We start from the raw sequence: 16,647 nt of genomic DNA, 5'->3' as shown, positions 1-16,647 counted from the left end.
GAGACCAGTCTAGGACAAAACGCCGCCTCCGGGCGGCGTTTTATTGAACTGCCCTTCATCGCCTGCGGGCTTCTTTCTCCCGTCACTATGCGGGGGAGAGATGCCCGGCGGGCCAAGGAGCAGCGCAAACCTGAAGCGATTGCCCCGCGATGATCACTTCGGTGAGTTGTCTCGAACTATCCAGGCGCTATCTATTAGCCACCGCTGTCTGCCGCTCGCTTGCGGTTGACTTGCCAACTGCCTTCCGATTTACACCGAACCAACATCTCCCGACAGCTCGGACCTCTTTCCATGCTCGAAAAAACCTACGACGCCAAAATCGTCGAGCCGAAGATCGCCAGAATCTGGGAGGAGGCCGACGCCTTTCGCGCCGGCGCAGGCGCCGAAGAGGGCGCGGAAGCCTTCACCATCGTCATCCCGCCGCCGAACGTCACCGGCTCGCTGCATATGGGCCACGCGCTCAACAACACGCTGCAGGACATTCTGGTGCGCTTCGAGCGTATGCGCGGCAAGAACGTGTTGTGGCAGCCCGGCATGGACCATGCCGGCATCGCCACCCAGATGGTGGTCGAGCGCCAGCTCATGGAAAAGCAGATCCACCGCCGCGACCTGACGCGCGATGAGTTCATCGACAACGTCTGGGAGTGGAAGGCTGAATCCGGCGGCGCGATTTTCAACCAGCTGAAGCGGCTCGGCGCCTCGGCCGACTGGAGCCGAGAGCGTTTCACCATGGACGAGGGCCTATCCAAGGCGGTGCTCGAGGTGTTCGTCACGCTCTACAAGGAAGGCCTGATCTACAAGGACAAGCGCCTTGTGAACTGGGACCCAAAGCTGCTCACTGCGATCTCCGACCTTGAGGTCGAGCAGCAGGAGGTCAACGGCAATCTCTGGCATTTCCGCTATCCGGTCGAGGGCGTGGCCTTCGATCCGGAAAACCCTGAGACCTTCATCACTGTGGCGACGACGCGTCCCGAAACGATGCTCGGCGACACCGCTGTGGCGGTGCATCCAGAGGACGAGCGTTTTCGGCATCTGGTCGGCAAGAACCTCGTCTTGCCGATCGTCGGCCGCAAGATTCCGGTGGTGGCGGACGACTATTCCGATCCTGAAAAGGGTAGCGGCGCGGTCAAGATCACGCCGGCGCATGATTTCAACGACTTTGAGGTCGGCAAGCGCCACAGGCTGCCGGCGATCAACATTCTCACCGTCGAGGCGGCGGTGAACCTGACCGACAATGAGGATTTTCTCGCCGGGCTGGAGGTGACGCCCGAGCGCCAGGCCGTTTGGGATGAACTCAACGGCCTCGATCGTTTCGTGGCACGCAAAAAGATCGTCGAGCTGATGGAGGCGGGCGGTTTCCTCGAAAAGGTCGAGCCGCATCGTCACGCCGTGCCGCATGGCGATCGCGGCGGCGTGCCGATCGAGCCGCTGCTGACCGACCAATGGTATGTCAATGCGGCCGAACTCGCCAAGCCGGCGATCGCATCCGTGCGCGAAGGCCGCACCAAGATCATACCCGGCAGCTGGGAGAAGACTTACTTCCAATGGATGGAAAACATCGAACCCTGGTGCATTTCGCGCCAACTCTGGTGGGGACACCAGATTCCGGCCTGGTACGGGCCGGACGGGCATGTCTTCGTCGAGAAGACCGAAGAGGAGGCGCTCGGAGCCGCGGTTGAATATTATCTGGCTTTGGAAGGGCCGTGGAAGGCCTGGGTCGAGGACAAGCTTGAAAACTTCAAGCCGGGCGAGATCCTGACCCGCGACGAGGACGTGCTCGACACATGGTTCTCGTCGGCGCTGTGGCCGTTCTCGACGCTCGGCTGGCCGGAAAAGACGCCGGAGCTGAAGACCTACTACCAAACCGACGTGCTGGTGACCGGCTTCGACCTGATCTTCTTCTGGGTCGCTCGCATGATGATGATGGGCCTGCATTTCATGGACGAGGAGCCGTTCCATACCGTCTATATGCACGCGCTGGTACGCGACAAGAACGGGCAAAAAATGTCGAAGTCGAAAGGCAACGTCATCGACCCGCTCGATCTCATCGACGAATACGGCGCCGACGCGCTGCGCTTCACGCTGACGGTGATGGCGGCGCAAGGGCGCGACGTGAAGCTCGACCCGGCCCGTATCGCCGGCTACCGCAACTTCGGCACCAAGCTGTGGAACGCAACGCGCTTTGCCGAGATGAACGAGGTCGCGAGAAACGACGATTTCTGGCTGAACGATGCCAAGCTGGCGGTCAACCGCTGGATCCTGACCGAACTGACGCGGGCCGCACGCGAGATCACCGATGGCATCACCTCATACCGCTTCAACGAGGCGGCGGGTGCGGCCTATCGCTTCGTCTGGAACCTGTTCTGCGACTGGTACCTGGAACTGCTGAAGCCGGTCTTCATGGGCTCGGACGAGGCTGCCAAGGCCGAGAGCAGAGCTTGCGTCGCCTTCGTGCTTGACGAGATCTACAAGCTGCTGCACCCGATGATGCCGTTCATGACCGAGGAACTTTGGGCTGAGACATCAGGCGAGGGCAAGCAACGGCCGTCGCTGCTTTGCCATGCCGCTTGGCCGTCGCCCGATTTCGAGGACGAGGCAGCGGCCGCCGACATCAACTGGCTGATCGACCTCGTCTCAGGTATCCGCTCCGTGCGCTCGGAGATGAACGTGCCGCCGGCGGCGATCGCGCCCTTGATGGTGATCGGCGCCAATGTCACGACCCGGGAAAGGCTTGAACGCCAGGCATCGGCTATCAAGCGGCTGGCGCGGGTCGGCGACATCTCGCTGGTCGATACGGCGCCCAAGGGCTCCGCGCAGATCGTGCTCAACGAGGCGACAATCTGCTTGCCGCTCGGCAGCCTGATCGACCTTGCTGCCGAGGCAGCACGGCTGCAGAAGGAATTGGCCAAGGTGACCGAAGAGATCGCCCGCCTGCACAAGAAGCTGTCCAACGAGAAGTTCGTCGCCAACGCACCGGAAGATGTGGTGGAAGCCGAGCGCGAAAAGCTCACCGATTATCGCGAAGCGCAAGAAAAACTTTCCGTGGCGCTGACACGAGTGCGCGAAGCCGGTTGATCCTGTCTTTAGGTTCGGGCACCGGATTGTCTGAGCATCGAACTGTCCCAAACCGGCGTTCCGGTTTGGTCCGTTGCTCCGGATTCGCGAGTCCTTTGATCTGCGGATTCGCGAGTCTTTTGATCTGCTTCCGGACAGGGCTTTCTGCCACGAAAATAGGCATTCCGCGGCGTAAATCTTGACGTAAACGGAATCTTTTGGGCCCATTGTTGCCATAATGTAACAATGGGTCTGGTTTTCGCAAAATGGCCCATTTTTGCCTCGTTCTGTGCGAGTTTTCCGAATTTTTTCGTCGATTTATGTCCAAACAGGCCGTTTTCCGGCTTTGCGGCGAAAGCTGCAACTTTGTCGAAAATGCGGTCGGCCAAGGCGTACGTGTACACATCGAGAATTCATTGTTGCGCCGTTAACCTGAATTGGTTCTAGCTTGATCCACTCGTATTCGGGGAGGACATTCATGAACAATTTGCGTCTGAAAGCGCTGCTGGGGGCAGGGTGCTTTTCGCTGGCTTTGATCGGGGCGGCGCATGCCGGCGGCCTCGAGCGCAGCGGCTACAACATCGATCTGCTTTTCGATCCGGCGCCTGTCGCCGGGGAGCTTTCGGGCACTTATGTGATGCCGGAACGGAAGATCAAGAATGCCGTAGACACAGATACTAGCAGTGGTTTTCCACCACCCGGTACTGGTCCTGGCGGTGGCGATTTGAACTCTCGGTCCAGTTCTGCCGATGACTCGGAGAGCTATTTTGTTCCCCGCATGGGAATCAAGGTTGGAGTCGGCCCCCACCTCGATTGCATGGGCGATTATTCTCAGCCTTGGGGGATCCATTCGGCCCCCGGTCTGAATTGGGCAGGCGCCAACAGCAATATCGAAACCAAGATCAAAAGCGAAAATTTTGCAGGCACCTGCTCCTACAAGATGGATGTGGGCAAAGGTCAGTTTCGCTTCATTGGCGGTGTGTTCTACCAGGATATCAGTGGCTTCAAGGAGCGGTTAGTCCAAGATTTTACTGGCCTTCCTGTGCCCCTCTCCGGCGTAGGTCGGATCGACCTCGAAGGCAACGGGGTTGGCTGGCGCATCGGCGCCGCTTATGAGATTCCGGAAATCGCGCTCCGTGCCAGCTTGGTCTACAACAGCGCCGTTGATTTGGGAGACGTGACCGGGGACGTCGATCTTACGCAGGTTGGCCGGGGTGTAATTCCTGTGATCGGTACGGCGAGCATGCCGCAGTCGGTCGAGTTCAAGGTCCAGTCGGGCATTGCTCCGGACTGGCTTGCCTTCGGGTCGGTGAAGTGGGTCGACTGGAGTGTGCTGCAGATTGTCAATTTCTGCGCCGTCGGCGCTCCGGTTCCCTGTACCTACGGGGGGCCGAGCTTCGTCACGTCTCTGGATCTGCTCTATCGCGACGGATGGACCGTCTCCGGCGGTATCGGCCACAAGTTCAACGACCGCTGGAGCGCTGCAGCGACGCTTACCTGGGATCGCGGAACGACCACGGGCTTGAGCACCCAAACCGATACCTGGACGGTTGGTGCCGGCGCGTCCTTTTCGCCCAACAAAAACGTCGAAGTCCGCTTCGGCGGTGCCGTCGGCATACTGACCAGTGGATCGGTCGGCGTGGTCCTTGATAAGGACGGCATTCCTCACGGCACAGACGTCTCATACGATTTCGGCAACGATCTCGTGACCGCCCTTTCAGCTTCCTTCAAGGTCAAGTGGTAGGCTACTAAAATTAAACGATAAAAAGGCCGGGCACTGCCCGGCCTTTTTGGTTGAATGGGCTTTCTGGCTGCCGGTCCCAAGCCGATGGCATCCGTCAATCATTGCAAACACGCGGTATCCCGCTGCCTTCTACCATTGTGACGTTTCGGCAACAGTTCCTGCGCATCGGTCGCGCCACAGTGGTGCCCGGGAACATTGCCTATTTCCCGCCATAAACCCGGCGCACCTCGAATTCGTCTCGGGCCAAAAGGCAAAGGGGCAGGCCGCACCGCCAGCGGCAAGGAAGAGCATGGACGTCAAAGTCATCTCCAAGGCCAAGCTGCCCAGCCGCTATGTGACCGTCGGTCCGGCGCGCGCGCCGCACCGCTCCTATCTCTATGCGATGGGATTATCGGCGGCCGAGATCGCACAGCCGCTGGTCGGCGTCGCGAGTTGCTGGAACGAGGCGGCACCCTGCAACATCTCGCTGATGCGTCAGGCGCAGGTGGTCAAAAAGGGCGTCGCCGCGGCTAACGGCACGCCGCGGGAATTCTGCACCATTACCGTCACGGACGGCATCGCCATGGGCCACCAGGGCATGAAATCGTCGCTGGTGTCGCGCGAGGTCATCGCCGATTCCGTCGAACTCACCATGCGCGGCCACTGTTACGACGCGCTGGTCGGCCTTGCCGGTTGTGACAAGTCGCTGCCCGGCATGATGATGGCCATGGTGCGGCTCAACGTGCCGTCGATCTTCATTTATGGCGGCTCGATCCTGCCCGGTTCCTACAAGGGCCGGCAGATCACCGTGCAGGACGTGTTCGAGGCTGTCGGCCAGCACTCGGTCGGCACGATCGGCGACGCTGAACTGCTCGAAATCGAGCAAGCCGCTTGTCCGTCGGCCGGCTCTTGCGGTGCTCAGTTCACCGCCAACACCATGGCCACCGTCGCCGAGGCTATTGGCCTGGCGCTGCCTTATTCCTGCGGGGCACCGGCGCCCTACGAGATGCGCGACCGTTTCAATTTCGCCTCTGGCGAAAAGATCATGGAGCTGATCGCAAAGAATATCCGTCCGCGCGACATCGTCACGCTGAAGGCGCTGGAGAATGCGGCAACCGTGGTTTCGGCCACCGGCGGCTCGACCAACGCTGCGCTGCATTTGCCGGCGATCGCGCATGAGGCCGGAATAAAGTTCGACCTCTTCGACGTGGCCAGGATCTTCGAGAAGACGCCTTACATCGCCGATCTGAAGCCGGGCGGCAAATATGTCGCCAAGGACATGTTCGAGGCCGGCGGCATTCCGCTTTTGATGAAGACGTTGCTCGACCACGGCTATCTGCATGGCGACTGCCTGACAGTGACCGGCCGCACTTTAGCCGAAAATATGGAGCACGTAGCCTGGAATGATAGCCAGGATGTGGTCCGTCCAGCCAATCGACCAATCACCCAAACGGGTGGTGTCGTGGGTCTGAAGGGAAACCTTGCCCCCGAAGGCGCGATCGTGAAGGTCGCAGGCATGTCGGAGCTGAAATTCTCCGGCCCGGCGCGCTGCTTCGATTCGGAAGAGGAATGTTTCCAGGCGGTTACGGATCGCAGCTACAGCGAGGGCGAAGTCCTCGTCATCCGCTACGAGGGGCCGCGCGGCGGTCCGGGCATGCGGGAAATGCTATCGACGACGGCGGCTCTCTATGGACAGGGCATGGGCGGCAAGGTGGCTCTCATCACCGACGGACGCTTTTCGGGCGCGACACGCGGTTTCTGCATCGGCCATGTCGGGCCGGAAGCCGCCGTGGGTGGTCCCATCGGGCTGCTCAGGGATGGCGATTTGATCTCGATCGACGCGGTGAACGGCACGATCGAGGTTGATCTGTCCGACACCGAACTGGCGACCAGAGCAAAGGCATGGAAGGCGCGCGCAACCGACTATCAGTCGGGCGCGATCTGGAAATATGCACAAACGGTAGGGCCTGCCCGCGACGGCGCGGTTACCCATCCCGGTGGTGCCAAAGAAACACATTGTTATGCGGATATCTGAGTTGCTGAGGTTGTCTGTCTTTTCGGCACTGGTCGCGATCGCCACTTTTGGCGCGACCTTGGGCGCCGCGGGCCAGGCCATGGCCTTCGACGACAAGGTGTTCGACGACAAGACCGGCGTGAAGCCGCAGTCTAGCCCGTGGGCGGTGTTCCAGTTCGGCTTCTCCGCCTACAAGAACGGCCGCAAGGAACAGGCTGCGGAGGCTTATAAATACGCGGCCGAAAACGGCCAGATCGGCGCCACCTGGAAGCTTGCGCGTATGTATGCCGAGGGCGACGGCGTAGAGCGCGATGACTACGCGGCGTTCAAGTTCTTCTCGGAGATCGTCGATCAGGACGTCGAGCCCGGTTCGCCGGAAGAGAGCTATGTATCGGATGCGCTCGTGGCGCTCGGCGATTATCTGAGGAAGGGCATCCCCGGCAGCCCCATCACAGAGAACGAGGTGGCGGCCCAAGAATATTACATGCGCGCCGCCGCCAACTACCGCAACCCGAATGCGCAGTTCGAGATGGGCCAAATCTTCCTGAACGGCAAGGGCGGCGTCAAGGCCAGCATCAAGCAGGCCGGACGTTGGTTCCAGCTCGCTGCGGAAAAGGGCCATGCCGGCGCGCAGGCGACGCTCGGTAACCTGCTCTTCCAGAGCGGCAAGATCGTTCGGGGGCTGGCAATGATGACCGCGGCACTTGAGCGGGCTTCACCTTCGGACCAGCCATGGATTCGCGGCATGCAGGAAGAAGCGTTTGCCGCCGCGGGCGAGGCCGACCGCCGCACCGCGATTTCACTGGCCGATGACATCCTCACCAAAGGTAGCGGCGACCAGTAGGATTGGCGCTCGCTGAGGATTGAACTGGAACTCTTTAAAGTGGCGAGTTTCAGTTTCCGAAGCTTTGCGCCGCGCAAATAATCAGTTCTCGATGGGCTCCGCCGGCACCGGGCTTGGCGCCGGTGTCGAGATTGGCGTCGCGTGCGGACGCGGCGGCGTATTTTCCGGACAATCGTCCCGAATCTTTGTCCACGACGTGTTGTTGAGAACCATGTCGCAACGGGCGAGGTGGCTCTGGCCGGAAAGCGTCAGGCAGGCGACCTGGCCGATCTGGAATGATTTTCCGTTGGCCAGGCATTCCGCATTGGCAAAAGCAGGGGTCGCCGCGAGGACGAGCGCCGCAGCACATGGGCAAAGCGCAAACCTGATCGTCATCCTGAATCCCAGCCGAACCCGAATTGCAGCGGAACCCTGGATTGTGGCGATATGACGGTCTATCGGCCGTAAATCCGGGCGATTCGAACCTCGAAATGATCAGATTGGCGCAAAGGCCAGTTCGACGGCCACCGGCACGTGGTCGGAGGGTTTTTCCCAGGCGCGCACGTGCTTTTCGATCGAGGCTGAGGAAAAGCGGTTGGCAGCTTCGGGCGAAAGCAGCAAGTGATCGATCCGGATGCCGTTGTTCTTCTGCCAGGCGCCGGCCTGATAGTCCCAGAATGTATAGGTGTCCGGCGCGTCGGTGACTGCGCGCACGGCTTCGGTGAAGCCGAGATTCTTCAGCCGTCGGAACGCCTGCCTCGTCTGCGGCTGGAACAGCGCATCGCCCAGCCAGTTCTCCGGAAATTTTGCGTCGGTCGGTTCCGGTATGACATTGTAGTCCCCGGCCAGCACCAGCGCCTCTTCGAGCGCGAGCCGTTCTTCGGCCCAACGCTCCAGCCGCGCCATCCAGGACAGTTTGTAGGAGAATTTCTTCTCGTCTTCGATCGGGTTGCCGTTCGGCAAATAGAGCGAGGCAACGCGTAACGCGCCACTGTCGGTCGAAAACACTCCCTCGATGAAACGCGCCTGCTCGTCGGCATCGTCGCCCGGCAGGCCTCTGATGACTTCGTCGAAGCGCAGCTTTGACAGGATGGCGACGCCGTTGAAACCCTTTTGGCCGTGGGTTTCGACATTGTAGCCAAGCGCTTCGATCTCGGCCCGCGGAAACTGCTCGTCGACCGTCTTGATCTCCTGCAAGCAAGCGATATCGGGCGCGCTTTCGGTCAGCCAATGGGTCAAGTTGCCAAGGCGGGCCCGAACGCCGTTGATGTTCCAAGTGACGATTTTCATGACGGCCTCATTGCTGTTCCGGCTTCCGGCGTTCGACGAGGCCGATCGTATTGCCTGCCGGGTCCTTTAGGAAGGCCATCCATTCGCTTTCCCCTGCCGGCCCGAACAGGCCTTCGGTATCGCGATGGACGAGCATCGGCGGCGCAGTGAAGGGGACACCGGCGGCTTTTGCCGAGGCGTGGAAATCGTCGATACCTGATATGTCGAGATAGACGGTGCCGGCCGGTAGGCCATCGGTGAACAGCAGCCGCACGTCGCCGGCCATGATGAAGGCGATGCCGGGCGGATCGAAGCGCACGTGGACTGCCATGCCGAGCACGTCGTGCCAGAACGCCAGCGTTGCATCGAGGTCGCGCCCGGCTGAAAGCGCGACCTGACGGACCGCGCCAATGGCAGGCATTTCTAGATGCTGAAGCTGGTGCCGCAGCCGCAGGAGGCGACCGCATTCGGGTTCCTGATCTGGAACGACTGGCCCATCAGATCGTCGACGAAATCGATCACCGAGCCGCCCATATAGATCAGCGAGAGGTCGTCGATCAGCACGGTGGCGCCGTCTTTCTCAATGGCGACGTCGTCATCGTTGCGGGTGTCGACCAGGTCGAACTTGTAGGAAAAGCCGGAGCAGCCGCCGCCCTCGACCGAAACGCGCAGCGCCTTCTTGCCGGCTTCGCCAGATACGATCTTGGCGATCCGACTGGCGGCGGCGTCGGTCATCTCGACTTTCATAGCAGTCTTGGCATCAGCGCCCATGGGCGTCACCTTGCTTTCGGTTTCACATGATAGGTATGAAGCGCGAGGGGGCAAGTCAACTGCGGTATCGGCGATGACCAAGGAGTTGGGCGACATCGGGTTCGGCTATCGGCCGCGTGCAGCCTATGCCTGCGATCCGGCAAAGTCGCGCGGGCGGCTGTTCGATGAGGTGGAGAGCCCGACCCGAACGCCGTTCCAGCGCGACCGCGACCGCATCATCCACTCGACGGCGTTCCGCCGGCTGAAACACAAGACGCAGGTGTTCGTCGCGCATGAGGGTGACCATTACCGCACCCGGCTGACCCATTCGATCGAGGTCGCGCAGATTGCGCGCGCCCTGGCGCGGGCGCTACGCGGCGACGAGGACCTGGCTGAGGCGGTGGCGCTGGTGCATGATTTCGGCCACACGCCCTTCGGCCATACCGGCGAAGACGCGCTGAACGAGAAAATGGCCACCTGGGGCGGCTTCGACCACAATGCGCAATCGCTGCGCGTGGTGACGCGGCTGGAGAGCCGCTACGCGGAGTTCGACGGGCTTAACCTCACCTGGGAAACGCTGGAGGGATTGGTCAAGCACAACGGACCGCTGACCGACGCCAGGGGAAAGGGCCTGAAGGGGCCGGTGCCGCAAGCGATCCGCGACTATTCGGAGTTGCACGACCTCGAACTCGACCGCTTCGCCGGCATCGAGGCGCAGTGCGCGGCGATCGCCGACGACATCGCCTACAACACCCATGACATCGATGACGGCCTGAGATCAGGGCTCCTGACGCTGGACATGCTGGAGAAGATCTCGTTGCCGGGGTCGATTCTGGCAGGCGTGCGCCAGCGCTATCCGGCGCTGGACGATGTGAGGACGGGGCACGAACTGATGCGACGGCAGATCACGATGATGGTCGAAGATGTCATCGTGTCGACCACCGCCAACCTCGCGCGCATCAAGCCGGAGAGCGCCGATGCGGTGAGGGCGGCAGGCGAGACGATGGTGACCTTTTCCGCCGAAATGGCCGCCGCGGAAAAGGAATTGAAGGCCTTTCTCTACAAGCATCTCTACCGGCATAGAGAGGTCATGCGCGTGCGCACCGAGGCCGAGCAGATCGTCAGGGACCTGTTCGACGTCTATTTCGCCGATCCGCGCGCCATGCCCGATGGCTGGCGCGAAGGGCTCGACCGGGCCGACGATCGCATCAAGGCGCGCAGCGTTGCCGACTTCCTGGCGGGCATGACGGACACCTACGCTTTGAAGGAACACCGCCGTTTGTTTGACCATACGCCTGAATTGAGCTAGGGCGGGCTCGATTTTGCCGGCCGATGAGCCGGATCCCTGCAAAGCCGCCAGAGCCACACCAATGAACATCTTCGCCGATTTCAACGCGCGAATCATAAAAGCCGTCGAAGCGCTTGATTTGAAAGACAAGGACGGCGGTACGCTGGACCTATCGCGCATCGCCGTCGAGCCGCCGCGCGACGCCAGCCATGGCGACCTGGCGACCAATGCGGCAATGGTGCTGGCCAAGCCGACCGGCCAGTCGCCACGCGTATTGGCTGAAAGGCTGGCGCAGGCGCTGCGCACCGACACCGACATCGCCGCCGCCGAGGTTGCCGGTCCGGGCTTCGTCAACCTCAGGCTCAAGGATGCGTTCTGGCAGGTGCATCTGACCACGCTGCTCGGCGAAGGCCGCAACTACGGCCGCTCGACGGTCGGCGGCGGCAGGAAGGCCAACGTTGAATATGTCTCGGCCAATCCGACCGGACCGATGCATGTCGGCCATTGCCGCGGCGCCGTGGTGGGTGATGCACTCGCCAATCTGATGGCCTTCGCCGGTTATGAGGTGACCAAGGAATATGTCATCAACGACGCTGGTTCGCAGATCGACGTGCTCGGCCGCTCGGTCATGCTGCGTTACCGCGAGGCGCTCGGCGACGAGATCGGCGAGATTCCGGCCGGGCTTTATCCAGGCGATTATCTGATCCCGGTTGGCCAGGCATTGGCAGGCGAATTCGGCCGCTCCTTGCTGCAGATGCCTGATGAGGAAGCGCTTGCCATCGTCAAGGACAGGACGATCGACGCGATGATGGCGATGATTCGCGAGGATTTGGCGCTGCTCAACGTGCATCACGACGTTTTTTTCTCGGAACGCACGCTGCATGCGGACAATGCTCGGAAAATCCGCTCGGCAATCAGCGACCTGACGCTCAAGGGCCATATCTACAAGGGCAAGCTGCCGCCGCCCAAGGGCGAGAAGCCGGACGATTGGGAAGATCGCGAGCAGACGCTGTTCCGCTCGACGGCGGTCGGCGACGATCTCGATCGGCCGCTGGTCAAGTCCGACGGCACCTTCACCTATTTCGCCGCCGACGTCGCCTATCTGAAGGACAAGGTCGATCGCGGCTTCGTTGAGCTGATCTATGTGCTTGGCGCCGATCACGGCGGTTATGTGAAGCGCCTGGAAGCGCTCGCCCGGGCGATTGCCGGCGACGAGGTGAAGCTTACCGTGCTGCTTTGCCAGTTGGTGAAGCTGTTTCGCGACGGCGAACCGGTGCGCATGTCGAAACGGTCGGGCGATTTCGTGACGCTGCGCGAAGTGGTGGAGGAGGTCGGCCGTGATCCGATCCGCTTCATGATGCTCTACCGCAAGAACGATGCGCCGCTCGATTTCGACTTCGCCAAGGTGACCGAGCAGTCGAAGGACAATCCGGTGTTTTACGTGCAGTACGCCTCGGCGCGCTGCCATTCGGTGTTCCGGCAGGCGAGCGAACAGTTGGGCGAGGCCAATTTCGACCGCAATCGGCTGGCCGCCGCCACCGCTTCGCTGACAGACGAAGGCGAGATCGGCCTGATCAGGAAGCTTGCGGAATATCCACGGCTGATCGAATCCGCGGCCCTTGCGCTCGAGCCGCACCGGCTGGCATTCTACCTCTACGACCTCGCCTCCAGCTTCCACGGACATTGGAACCGCGGCACCGAAAATCCTGACTTACGTTTTGTTAAGGTTAACGACCGACAATTGACGCATGCCAGACTAGGGCTGGTGCAGGCTGTTTCGGACGTTTTGACGTCCGGCCTGACGCTGATCGGAGCCGATGCGCCGACCGAAATGCGTTAGGTTTGACTAAAAAACCTGTCACCTTTTGCCCACATTGCGCTGGTAAGGGCCAACCCTACGCGACGTTCATGGCGTCCGAATGAGTGCGAGTTCGGGAACAATAATGGCAGACAGAACCCAGCTGAGAGCAGCCGCCCAAAACGATATCGCCGACGATGATCCGTTCGCGGAATTGACCAGGATCATGGGGTTCGACCCGCGCCAGCCGGTCAAGCCGCAGGCTCAGCCGAAGGCAGCTCCCGGCAGCCAGCCGGTCGACGAGGGCAATTTCGACATCGATCTCGAGAAGGAGTTGATGGGCGAATTCGGCGCCGACGACGATGATCGCGCCGCCGAGGTCCGCGAGCCGGCTTTCGAAGCCGCTGACGCATTGGCTGACGAGCTTGGGGACGACGAGCTTGGGGACGACGAGCTTGCTGCGTCGCTCGAACAGGATTTCCTGCTGGAGGACGATGCGGCGGATGAAGCCGCCCATGCCGTTGCTGCCGACGACCCGCGTTCCGGTGTTGCCGAAACATTCGCGCCGGCTGCCTTCGATGACGATCTCGACGATGCACTCGCGAGTTCGCTCGATGATGTGTCGCCGTTCGAAGACGATTTGGTAATGGACGACAAGTTTGGGGACGACGAGCTTACCGCGTCGCTCGAACAGGATTTCCTGCTCGACGACGATGTGGCGGACGAGGCCGAACAGAAAACCGCCGCCGCCGGTTCGGCGTCGACCGCAGCCCCCATCCTCGACGATGACTTCGATAACGCGGTCGCAAGCTCGCTCGAAGACGAACTGATGCTGGACGAGCACGCGCCGATGGGGCACGCCGCTGCCGTAGCCGCCGCGCCGGCTGCCGAACCCGCTTTCGACGATGGCTTTGACAATGCGGTCGCAAGCTCGTTGGAAGACGAGTTGACGCTCGACGAACATATGGCGACGGACCATGCCGCTGTTGCCGAAGCCGCCGTGCCGGTCGCCGAAATCGCCCTCGACGATGACTTCGATAATGCCGTCGCAAGCTCGCTCGAAGACGAGTTGATGCTCGACGACCATGCGCCGATCGAGCAGGCCGCGGTTGAAACTCCTGCCGCGCCTGTTCAGGCCGTTTCGGAAGAATCCGAAGAGGAATTTGTCGGCCATTTCGAAGACGCCATGGCCGATATCGACATGGATTTCGACGTTCGCACGGCTGAACCAGTCGAAATTGACGCGTCTGACGAACCGGAGGCGATCGCCGCCAATGACGAGCGGTCCGCCGGGATCACGGAAGACGCGTTCGACGACGATTTCGACTTGAATTTCGATGACGCGCTTGCCGAGGAGCCGGTTGCTCAGGCGCCCGTCGTCGCAATCCAGCCGACGGTGCCAGCTGCCGCGGTCCAGCCGGCCGCGCCAACCGCTGTCGCTGACGAGCGGAGCCTTGAAGACGAATTGAACGCGCTGTTGGGCACGATGAGCGCACGGGCTGTCCCCGCGGCGACATCGGCGGCCAGCGGGCCCGCCACGGTTCAGCAGCCTGTGGCCGCCGCTGAAAAGGGCGCCGGCAAACCAGTGGTCGACGAACTGGACTGGAGCCTTGACGAGCAAGAGCTTTCGGAGCAGCCGGCGGATAGCGCGGTTCAGGTAGCCGATGCCGATCTCGACACCGTCCTCTTCGATGAACTCGAGGGCCAGGATTTCAGCGCTGAAGATTCCACCGGACCGGCCGATGTCGATTTCGACGACGATGCATTGCATGCTGCCTTTGCCAAGGACATCGGTCTGGATCATGGCGACGACGATAGTGCTGCGGTGGCCGCTCCCAGGGACGACGCGCTCGACTGGCTGGCGGCACGCTCCGCCACGCCGGAGCCGGCCCGTTCGTGGAGCCGCGTAACGCCAGTCGCACAGTCGCAGCCTACCTTTGCAACCCAGCCGACGGCTTCGGCAAGGACCGCGGAAGTGGCCTCGGCAACGCCGCCAATGGCTGCGGCGCCGTCTTATCAGGATGAGCCGGCGCAAGACGATGCCGCCAATGCAGCATCTGCGCCAGCGCAAAGCGAGCAGTCTTCGGCGTATGACGAGATGCCCGATGTCGAGACGGTCGATGTGCCCGAGCGCGTCGTGGCGCTGGCGGACGACCTCGATATTCCGGAACTCGACTTCAACGAAGACGAACCGGCGGCGCCTGTTTATGACGATCTCGATACCGAGTTCGCCAGTCTTCTCACCGAAATGAACACCGTGGACGTCGCTGCCGCCCCGGCGCGCAGCGCGGCGTATGACGACGAATCCTACAATGCTGGCTTTCAATCGGCCAGTGGGTTCCATTCGGCGGCTGCGTTCCAATCAGGGACTGGGTTCCCATCGGGCTATGAGCCCGACCGCGTTGAAACGCGGACCTACGCGGCGAGACCCGCGGAAGCCTCCGTCAGTGCGGCTTATGCCGATGCTGCCAGCGGCTTCGACCTGCCGGCCGGCCGGCCGGTTTCGCAGGCCGACGACTTTGGCTTGGACGAACTTGACTACGATCCCGAATTGGATGAGGCCATGTCGGTTCCAGGCCTTGCCGAGCACGAGGCCGGGAGGCCCCGGAGCCGCGGGCTGCTGATCGCCGCGGTCGTAGGCGCCGTGGCGATCGCCGGCGGTCTCGGCGCCTTCGCGCTGTCTTTTGGTGGCAACGGCGGCAGCGCTGCGCCGGTCATCGTCAAGGCGGACAACGCACCAATCAAGGTCAGGCCGGAGAATCCGGGCGGCACCGTCGTGCCGAACCAGGACAACAAGGTCTATGACGCCGTGGCCAAGGGCGGCGCGAAGCCTGCCGAACCGGTCCAGGAAAAACTGGTCACCAACACCGAAGAGCCGGTGGATGTGACGGCCAAGGAGCCGCCGCAAAGCCGTGTGGTCGATCTTTCGCCCGACGATGTCGCCGCCGCTGAAGGCGCCGATGCGGCTGGCGGCACGCAAGCGGCCGGAAATACCGCCATCGCCAGCCCGACACCCAAGTCCGAGGATCGTATAGCCCAGGTTCTTGAAGAGGCCGACAACGGCATCGAACCCGATGTCGTCGCCGTTGCGCCGCGCAAGGTGAGAACCATGGTCGTCAAATCGGACGGTTCACTGGTTGCGCGGGAGGATCCGGCGCCTGCGACAGCGCAGGTGGCCGCCATCGATCCTGTCGATCCGGCGCCGCAGCACGTGGCTCCAGCCGGTCAGGTTGGCGAGGCGGAGCAGACCGGTACGGTGCCGCCTGTTGCCGACCGGGCTAGTGGTAGCCCACTGGGTGGTGACCAGACTGAAACCGCCAATCCGGCAGCAGCAGCCGATCCGGCGGCCGCGCCCGCGCCTGAAGCCCAAGCCGCTGAAACTCAAGTCGCTCAGCCTGCCAATACACCGGCCACGGTTCCGGTGGCGCCGCAACGTCCGTCCGACCAACCGGTCGATGTCGTCGGCGAGGTCAAGCCCGATCAGGTGGCATCCATCGATCCAGCGACAGCCTCTACCGGCGGTGGCTCATGGTCGATGCAGATCGCCTCGCAGCCGACTGTCGAAAGCGCGCAGTCCAGCTATGCGGACCTGCAGCGCCGCTACGGCAGCGTGCTTTCCGGCCGCACCGCCAACATCGTCAAAGCCGAGATCGCCGGCAAGGGAACATTCTACCGCGTCCGCGTCCCGGCGAAGTCGCGTAATGACGCGATCGATTTGTGCACCAGCTACAAGGCTGCCGGCGGCAACTGCTTCGTGTCGCGCTAAACATTCCAAATGTCCCCGCCCTTGGGCGGAAGAAACGGGGGGGGGGGGGGCCCCGCCCCGGGGTTATGGTTTGATGAGTTTTGTGGTTTATATTTTTTTGGAACCCCCGGGGGGGGGATGGAGTGTCAGGTGTTGGGGGGGGGGGTGTAATAAAGAGGATTT

The 16,647-nt window shown here is 61.9% G+C and carries 11 protein-coding genes; 7 read left to right on the top strand and 4 right to left on the bottom strand.

The features are described 5' to 3' along the window. The first annotated feature begins 291 nt into the window (after positions 1-291). The 4 genes from NKH73_RS12065 (at position 292) to NKH73_RS12050 (ending at position 7,635) form a co-directional block, all read left to right on the top strand. On the top strand, positions 292-3,075 hold the full coding sequence (locus NKH73_RS12065) for a valine--tRNA ligase (RefSeq protein WP_352931586.1): 2,784 nt from the start codon (positions 292-294) through the stop codon (positions 3,073-3,075). Positions 3,076-3,532: 457 nt separating this feature from the next. Then, the gene (locus NKH73_RS12060; protein WP_352931584.1) at positions 3,533-4,798 is read left to right on the top strand and encodes an OmpP1/FadL family transporter; all 1,266 of its coding nucleotides are present in this window, start codon (positions 3,533-3,535) and stop codon (positions 4,796-4,798) included. Between the two features lie 289 nt (positions 4,799-5,087). Next, positions 5,088-6,812 (top strand): dihydroxy-acid dehydratase, encoded by a 1,725-nt coding sequence (ilvD, locus tag NKH73_RS12055; protein ID WP_352931582.1) that lies wholly within the window; start codon positions 5,088-5,090, stop codon positions 6,810-6,812. Further along, the gene (locus NKH73_RS12050) at positions 6,799-7,635 is read left to right on the top strand and encodes a tetratricopeptide repeat protein (RefSeq protein ID WP_352931580.1); all 837 of its coding nucleotides are present in this window, start codon (positions 6,799-6,801) and stop codon (positions 7,633-7,635) included. Before ilvD ends, NKH73_RS12050 begins: the two co-directional genes overlap by 14 nt. Positions 7,636-7,716: 81 nt before the next feature. Here NKH73_RS12050 and NKH73_RS12045 read toward each other — a convergent pair whose 3' ends face one another. From NKH73_RS12045 to erpA, 4 genes are all read right to left on the bottom strand, one after another. Further along, positions 7,717-8,010 carry a hypothetical protein gene (locus NKH73_RS12045; protein ID WP_352931578.1) on the bottom strand — a complete coding sequence of 98 codons (294 nt, stop codon included), beginning with the start codon at positions 8,008-8,010 and terminating at the stop codon, positions 7,717-7,719. Positions 8,011-8,109: 99 nt separating this feature from the next. Then, positions 8,110-8,904, bottom strand: a complete 795-nt coding sequence (xth, locus tag NKH73_RS12040) for an exodeoxyribonuclease III (RefSeq protein WP_352931576.1) — start codon at positions 8,902-8,904, stop codon at positions 8,110-8,112. 7 nt (positions 8,905-8,911) lie between these two features. Continuing rightward, complete coding sequence (locus NKH73_RS12035; RefSeq protein WP_352931574.1) at positions 8,912-9,304, bottom strand: VOC family protein; 393 nt, start codon at positions 9,302-9,304, stop codon at positions 8,912-8,914. Between the two features lie 2 nt (positions 9,305-9,306). Continuing rightward, positions 9,307-9,654: an iron-sulfur cluster insertion protein ErpA gene (erpA, locus tag NKH73_RS12030; RefSeq protein WP_352931572.1), complete on the bottom strand. Its 348-nt coding sequence runs from the start codon at positions 9,652-9,654 to the stop codon at positions 9,307-9,309. A 73-nt stretch (positions 9,655-9,727) separates the two neighbouring features. Between erpA and NKH73_RS12025 the strand changes: the two genes are divergently transcribed. The 3 genes from NKH73_RS12025 to NKH73_RS12015 all read left to right on the top strand — a co-directional run bounded on the left by NKH73_RS12025 (position 9,728) and on the right by NKH73_RS12015 (position 16,485). Beyond that, positions 9,728-10,942 carry a deoxyguanosinetriphosphate triphosphohydrolase gene (locus NKH73_RS12025; protein WP_352931570.1) on the top strand — a complete coding sequence of 405 codons (1,215 nt, stop codon included), beginning with the start codon at positions 9,728-9,730 and terminating at the stop codon, positions 10,940-10,942. Between the two features lie 61 nt (positions 10,943-11,003). Further along, the gene (gene argS, locus NKH73_RS12020) at positions 11,004-12,761 is read left to right on the top strand and encodes an arginine--tRNA ligase (RefSeq protein WP_352931568.1); all 1,758 of its coding nucleotides are present in this window, start codon (positions 11,004-11,006) and stop codon (positions 12,759-12,761) included. Positions 12,762-12,864: 103 nt separating this feature from the next. Beyond that, positions 12,865-16,485, top strand: a complete 3,621-nt coding sequence (locus NKH73_RS12015; protein WP_352931566.1) for an SPOR domain-containing protein — start codon at positions 12,865-12,867, stop codon at positions 16,483-16,485. The last annotated feature ends 162 nt before the right edge of the window (positions 16,486-16,647 follow it).

This window comes from Mesorhizobium sp. M0938 (genome assembly GCF_040319125.1).
GTDB classification, from domain to species: domain Bacteria; phylum Pseudomonadota; class Alphaproteobacteria; order Rhizobiales; family Rhizobiaceae; genus Mesorhizobium; species Mesorhizobium robiniae.
Note: the sequence above shows the minus strand (reverse complement) of the source record. Positions and strands in the feature narration are given on the sequence as shown.